This is a genomic window from Dietzia sp. B44 (assembly GCF_014145245.1).
Taxonomy (GTDB): domain Bacteria; phylum Actinomycetota; class Actinomycetes; order Mycobacteriales; family Mycobacteriaceae; genus Dietzia; species Dietzia natronolimnaea.
On record NZ_JAALEF010000056.1, the window covers coordinates 7278 to 13754 of the forward strand.

The 6477-nt window shown below is 69.8% G+C and carries 6 protein-coding genes; 3 read left to right on the forward strand and 3 right to left on the reverse strand.

Annotated elements, in window-relative coordinates:
• The coding region (locus tag G6017_RS02375) for a hypothetical protein (protein WP_347237929.1) at positions 1-404 on the reverse strand (404 nt) is incomplete at its 3' end.
• Between the two features lie 219 nt (positions 405-623).
• Between G6017_RS02375 and G6017_RS02380 the strand changes: the two genes are divergently transcribed.
• A complete protein-coding gene (locus G6017_RS02380) occupies positions 624-1769 on the forward strand; it encodes an alkaline phosphatase family protein (protein ID WP_182615753.1) in 1146 nt (381 codons plus the stop codon).
• Between the two features lie 12 nt (positions 1770-1781).
• Here G6017_RS02380 and G6017_RS16660 read toward each other — a convergent pair whose 3' ends face one another.
• Positions 1782-2573, reverse strand: a complete 792-nt coding sequence (locus G6017_RS16660; RefSeq protein ID WP_241731336.1) for a serine/threonine protein kinase — start codon at positions 2571-2573, stop codon at positions 1782-1784.
• A gap of 227 nt (positions 2574-2800) precedes the next feature.
• Entirely contained in the window at positions 2801-4276 is a 1476-nt protein-coding gene (locus tag G6017_RS02390) for an NAD(P)-binding domain-containing protein (RefSeq protein WP_182615755.1), read from the reverse strand.
• 104 nt (positions 4277-4380) lie between these two features.
• On the opposite strand from G6017_RS02390, the gene G6017_RS02395 reads away from it, so the two are divergent.
• A complete protein-coding gene (locus tag G6017_RS02395) occupies positions 4381-5562 on the forward strand; it encodes a zinc-dependent alcohol dehydrogenase (protein WP_182615757.1) in 1182 nt (393 codons plus the stop codon).
• A 40-nt stretch (positions 5563-5602) separates the two neighbouring features.
• The gene (locus tag G6017_RS02400) at positions 5603-6340 is read left to right on the forward strand and encodes a histidine phosphatase family protein (protein ID WP_179525098.1); all 738 of its coding nucleotides are present in this window, start codon (positions 5603-5605) and stop codon (positions 6338-6340) included.
• Positions 6341-6477 lie beyond the last annotated feature (137 nt).

A 6477-nucleotide genomic window follows, 5' to 3' on the forward strand; every position in this document is an offset into this window, starting at 1 on the left:
TCGACCGACCCCGGGACGTCCCCGCGCATCAGGAAGTCGACGGACTCCGCGACGGGCTTGACGACCATGCACACGACCCCGATGGGCGGCAGCGGGATGCCCGCCAGGTTGGCCGCCGTGCCGGCCACGGTGCCGACGCCACAGACGGCGCTGGCGACGGAACCGACCGGACCGGAGGTGTAACCGGGCAGCGAACCGGTGACGGAGGCCGGAAGCAGGTCGCCGGCGGAGCCGAGGCCGCCGCCGGTGTCCGCATCGGTGCCCGTTCCGGCGGACCCGGTGAGCGACGACGAGTCGAGGGCGCCCGACGACAGGCCGTCTGCGCTCTGGGCTGCGGCGGCGCCGGTCGAGAAGACGAGAAGTGCGGCGGCCAGCGCACCGGCGCAGGCGATGGATCTGGTCACAGTGATCTCCGAGCATGACGGGGGCGCGAGCCCCACGATGAGTTAAGGATTCTTGAGTCCATCACATATACGTCACGAGCGGGGCGGTGTTACGTCACGACCACCCCGTCGACACGTCACGACCACCACGTCGTCGCGTCACAACCTCCGCCCTGATGCCGTCCGCCCGCCCGGCGCCGGTCCGCACCGTTCGCGGGCGCGATGAGGGAGAGTGGAGCCATGACCGGGATCCCGACCACCCCCGCCGACCATTCGCTGGCAGACGTCATGCCGTCGATCGCCGCCTCGCTGGGCCTTGACCTCCGCAACCCACTGGCTCTCCCGCCCGCGCGGGATGCGGTGCTCGTCCTGGTCGACGGCCTCGGCGCCGAGCTCATCCGGCAGCACGCCGACGTCGCCCCCACCCTCTCGGCGATGACCACGCGGATGATCTCCGCGGGGTTCCCCGCCACCACGGCCACGAGTCTGACCAGCCTGGCGGTGGGAGCGCCGTGTTCCCGCCACGGGATCGTCGGGTACAGCTTCGCGCTCCCGGACGAGGGTGCAGAGACACCTACCGTCTTCAACTCGCTCCGGTGGACCACGGGGTCGGCGGAGGGGCCCTCCGCACTGGACCGGTTCACTCCCCGTGAGGTGCAGGTGCTGCCGAGTCTGCTCGAACTGCTCACCGAGGAGGGGGTCGACGTCACCTACGTCATGCGCGAGGACTTCCGGGCATCCGGACTCACCCGCGCCGCGTTCCGGGCGGAGGGCGAGTACCGCCCGGCGATCTCACTGCAGGAGATCCGCGAGGCGATACTCGGTGTCGTCGCCGCTCCCTCGACGTCCAGACGGTTCGTCTATTCCTACTTCGGAGACCTCGATCTCATCGGGCACATCCACGGTCCGGGCTCCCCGGAGTGGGTCCAGTCGTTGCGCGAGGTGGACGCCTTCGTCGCCGACCTGGCGACGGATCTGCCCCCCGACTGCGGGATGCTCGTCACCGCCGACCACGGCATGGTGGTCGCGGAGACCGTGATCGATATCGATGCCACCCCGTCGCTCCTCGCGGACGTCGAGGCGGTCGCCGGCGAGGCCCGGGTACGGCACGTGCACGCACGGGCCGGGTCGGAGTCGGCGGTGTTGGCCGCCTGGCGCGAGGAGTTGGCGGGGCACGCGCGGGTGCTGAGCCGGGAACAGGCGCTGGACGAGCAGCTGTTCGGGCCGGGCCGGGAACATGCTGACCGTCTGGGTCACGTCGTCGCGGTCGCCACCGGCGGCGTCATCCTCGCCCGCACCCACCACGAGAAGATGGAGTCGGGCCTCCTCGGTCATCACGGGGCCAATACCGCGGCAGAGCAGCACATCCCACTCATCCTGCGGTGAGCCGCGGCCTGTTCAGCAGGTGACCAGCGTCGACGGGTCGCTGGTGGAGTCCAGCCAGCGACCGTAGGCGGGTGGCCCCATTGCTCGCACGTCTGCGCACAGCTCCTGCCGGGAGTACCCGGAAGCACGGTAGACGGCATAGATGACGTTGCCGTTCTCATCCCTCGCGCGCAGCGATGGGCACGCCATGTCGGTGCGTAAGTAGGACGCACCCGGGTTCCGCGCCAGTGCTGCAGCGATCTCCTGCGCGTACTCACCCGGGGTGACGGCAGAGTACAGGACCACGATCCCCCGGCCATCGCACGCGGGGCGGGACATCGGGACATTCAGTCCCAGATCGCCGGTCGGTGCGGCCGAGGACCGGCAGTCGTCCAGGACCGCGGCGATCTCGGCGGGCATACCGTCGGCCTCCGCCTCCTGACGGCACGTTGTGGACGGGATCCCGGTGTATCGGTTCCAGCTCCCATCGACACGGCTCACTATGTACTGCGTATCCCCGGCGGGTTCGCCCTGCGGTACGAAGACGTGCGCCAGTGCCCACGCCCCCGCGCACCGGTCCACGTTGACGTTCCGACGGGCGATACCCGCCTCCCTCGCGATCTCGTCCGGGTCGCAGTCGGAGGTCCGTGCTGATGGAGAAGCGGTTGCAGCTGGCATCGTCTCAGGGACGGGGGACCCCGTAGCCGGTTCCACGGAGGTCGTCGTCGGCTCTGGCACCGCACCCGGTTCGCCGCCGTCCGAGGCGACGAGGTAGCCGGCCGCGCCGGCGAGGACGACGAGCAGCACCACGATGAGCCCACCCATCACCCACATGAGGCCGTTGCGAGAGCGAGCCTGTGGACCCGTTCCGTAAGCCTCCTGCCCCCACCCCCCGTCGTTGCCTCGGTGACCGTCCCAGCTGGAACCGTCCCAACCGGAGCCACCTGACGGATTGCTCATAGTCACCACCATCGACACTGCCGACGAGTCGGCCTACGTCCGGAGAATGACAGTCACTTTATCCACCTCGCGACCGGCAGCGCACCGCATTCTCAGGAGCCGAGCAGGACCGTCGTGAAGTCCTGCTCGTCGGGGTGGTCGAGCATCTCCCCCATCCGCTTCCGGTCGAAGGGCCAGAGATCGATCTCACCGCCGGCGGTCTGGTACCAGGACGTGCACCCGGTGTTCCACACCGTCGGCCCCATCGCCGCACCCACCGCGCGGGAGAACTCGGCGGTCGCCCGCTCGGTCACCTCGACCGCGTCGAGCTCGCCGAGCCGCCATCGCTCGATCCACTGCGCGATGTAACGCGAGGTGAGCTCTGCCGAGAACTGCAGTGGGATCGATCCGGTCGGCGAGTTGGGGCCGAGGACGGTGAAGAGATTGGGGAATCCCGGGATCGCGGTCATCCGGTATGCCCGCGGACCTGCGGCCCAGGCCTCATCGAGACTCAGGCCGTCGCGGCCGGTGATCCGCATGGGCCGCATGTACTCGTGGGTTCGGAAACCCGTGGCCAGCACGATCACGTCGACCTCGTGGTGGACACCGTCGCCGGTACGGATGCCGGTGGGCGTCACCTCGGAGATCGGACCCGTGACCAACTCCGCGTTGGGGGCGGTGATTGCGCGGTAGTAGGTACCCGAGACCACCTGGCGCTTGCACAGTGGTTCGTAGTCCGGGGTCAACGCCTCCCGGAGCCGACGATCGCGGACCTGCCGACGGAGACTCACGCGGGCGTAGGCCTGCACCGCGCGACGCCGCCAGGTCGGCTTGAGGACCACGTCCGCCAGGATCCCCGAGGCCCACAGGGCCGTCGCGTACATCCTCCGCTGCGATCCGGGTGACCGACGGAGCAGGGCGGTGAGCGGTGCGGGCTGCCGCACAGTCATCGGCGCCCACAGGATCCACTGCGGGGATCGGGCGAAGTGCAGAAGCCGTGACGCCTCCGGCTGCAGGGCGGACACGATCTGCACTCCCGTGGAACCGGAGCCGATCACCGCCACCCGGGACCCGCCGGTCTCCAGCCCGGGATCCCAGCGGGCGGTGTGGACGACCGGTCCGGCGAACGAGTCGAGCCCGTCGATATCGGGCACGTACGGGTGGTGCAGCACCCCGGTCGCGCACACCACGAAGTCCGCGTGCAGCACCTCCCCCGCTGCAGTCGTCACCGTCCAGGTGGCGGACTCGTCGTCGTACACGGCGTCCGTCACCTCGGTCCCGAGCCGCAGCCAGTCGTTCAGACCGTCCCGGTCCACCACGTCCCGGTGGTACCGCTGGATCTCCTCCCCCGATGCCCAGACGTGTGACCAGTCGGCCTTGGGGGCGAACCCGAACTGGTAGAGCTGGGAGGGAACGTCGCAGGTCAGACCCGGATAACGGTTCCAGTGCCACACACCGCCGACGTCGGTGCCCTTCTCGCAGATCGTCACGTCGGTCAGCCCGGCCCGCATGAACGTGTGCGCGGCGGCTATCCCCGCGACCCCCGCGCCGATGATCACCACGCGGGGTTGGCGGAGATCGGTCACCACTCAGGTCTACCGCCTCGGGCGACCGGATGCATCGACTCCCGCGGCCTCGTAGCGTCGGTGATATGCGTGAGCGCGCATGACACGACCAGCGAGAGGAGCCTGCCATGAAGGCGGTCACCTGGCACGGCAAGCGCGACGTCCGCGTGGACGAGGTACCCGATCCCAGGATCGAGGATCCCACCGACGCGATCGTCAGGATCACCAGCACGAACATCTGCGGATCCGACCTACACCTGTACGAGGTGCTCGGGCCGTTCATGAACGAGGGCGATATCCTCGGCCACGAGCCGATGGGGATCGTCGAGGAGGTGGGGTCCGGTCTCTCCGACCTGAAACCCGGCGACCGCGTGGTGATGCCGTTCCAGATCTCGTGCGGCCACTGCTACATGTGTGACAAGGGCCTCAATACCCAGTGCGAGACCACCCAGGTCCGTGACCAGGGTATGGGCGCGGCACTGTTCGGGTACTCCGAGCTGTACGGCAGCGTCTCGGGCGGTCAGGCCGAGTACCTGAGGGTCCCGCAGGCCCAGAACACCACCATCCAGGTGCCGCACGAGCACACCGACGACCGGTACCTGTACCTGTCCGACGTGCTGCCGACGGCCTGGCAGGCGGTCGAGTACGCGCAGATCCCCGACGGCGGGACGGTCGTCGTCCTGGGGTTGGGACCGATCGGCGACATGGCCGCCCGGATCGCCGCCCACCGCGGGCACCGCGTCATCGGAGTGGACCCGGTCGCGGAGCGCCGGGCCCGGCAGGCGCACCGGGGTGTCGAGGTTCTCGACCCCTCCGAGCTCCCCGGTGAGCTGGGCGACGTGATCCGCGACATGACCGACGGCCGCGGGCCGGACTCCGTGATCGACGCGGTGGGGATGGAGGCACACGGGTCCCCCGTCGCCACGGCGGCCCACGCGGCCGTGGGGATGCTCCCGAAGTTCCTGGGCAAGAAGATGATGGAGCACTCGGGAGTCGACAGGCTCGCCGCGTTCTACTCCGCCATCGACATCGTGCGCCGCGGTGGGACCATCTCGCTGTCCGGCGTGTACGGCGGCGTCGCCGACCCGTTGCCGATGCTGACGATGTTCGACAAGCAGCTCACGCTCAAGATGGGGCAGGCCAACGTCAAGCGCTGGGTGCCGGACATCATGCCGCTGCTCACCGATGCCGACCCGCTGGGCGTGGACGACTTCGCCACGCACCGGCTCCCACTGTCGGACGCCCCCCACGCTTACGAGATCTTCCAGAAGAAGCAGGACGGGGCCGTGAAGATCGTCCTCACGCCGTGAGTCCGGGGACGGGCGGGATGCGGATGGGTAGGTTGCGGATATGACCGAACTGTCCCGACTCCTGCTCGTCCGCCACGGGCAGAGCGTGGGGAACATCGCCGACGACGAGGCCCGGGCCGCCGGGGCGCACCGCCTCGACCTGGACTACCGGGACGCCGACACACCCCTGTCGGATACCGGGTTCACGCAGGCGTCGGCGGTCGGCGCGTGGCTCGCCGACCTGCCGGAGGAGCACCGACCCACGGTGTGGTTGACCTCCCCGTACCGGCGCGCGGCGGACACCGCCGCCGCCGCGCTGGAGGCCGCCCGCCTGGACGCCACTCTCCTCACCGACGAGCGGCTGCGCGAGCGTGACCTCGGGATCCTGGACGGATTCACCGGACACGGTATCCGTGACCGCTTCCCGGAGGAGGCGGAGCGGCGCGACCGGATCGGGAAGTTCTACTACCGGCCCCCGGGCGGTGAGAGCTGGACGGACGTGGTCCTCCGCGTGCGTTACCTGCTCACCGACCTGCGCCAGCAGTACGCCGGTGAACGGTTGTGCGTCTTCAGCCACCAGGCGGTGATCATGGGGTTCCGGGTGGCGCTGGAGCAGATGGCCGAGCAGGACATCCTCCACGTGGACCGGGCGGACCCCCTACCCAACTGCTCGGTCACCACGTACCGGCACGGCGGCGCGGCGCTGGAACTCGAGCGGTACGCCGACACCACGGCCGTGGAGCGGGCCGCGGCACCGACGACCCGCGAGGGATCCGCGGCGGACGAGGACGGCCGGTGAACGGCGGTCCGTCGGAGAAGGAGATCGTCCTGACCTCCCACCGTCTGCGGGGCTGGGCTCTTCCCGCGCCGGGCGGCGGCAAGGAGAGCCGGGGCCGGGTGCTCGTGGTGGGAGGCGGTCGCACGACCCCGGGCGGG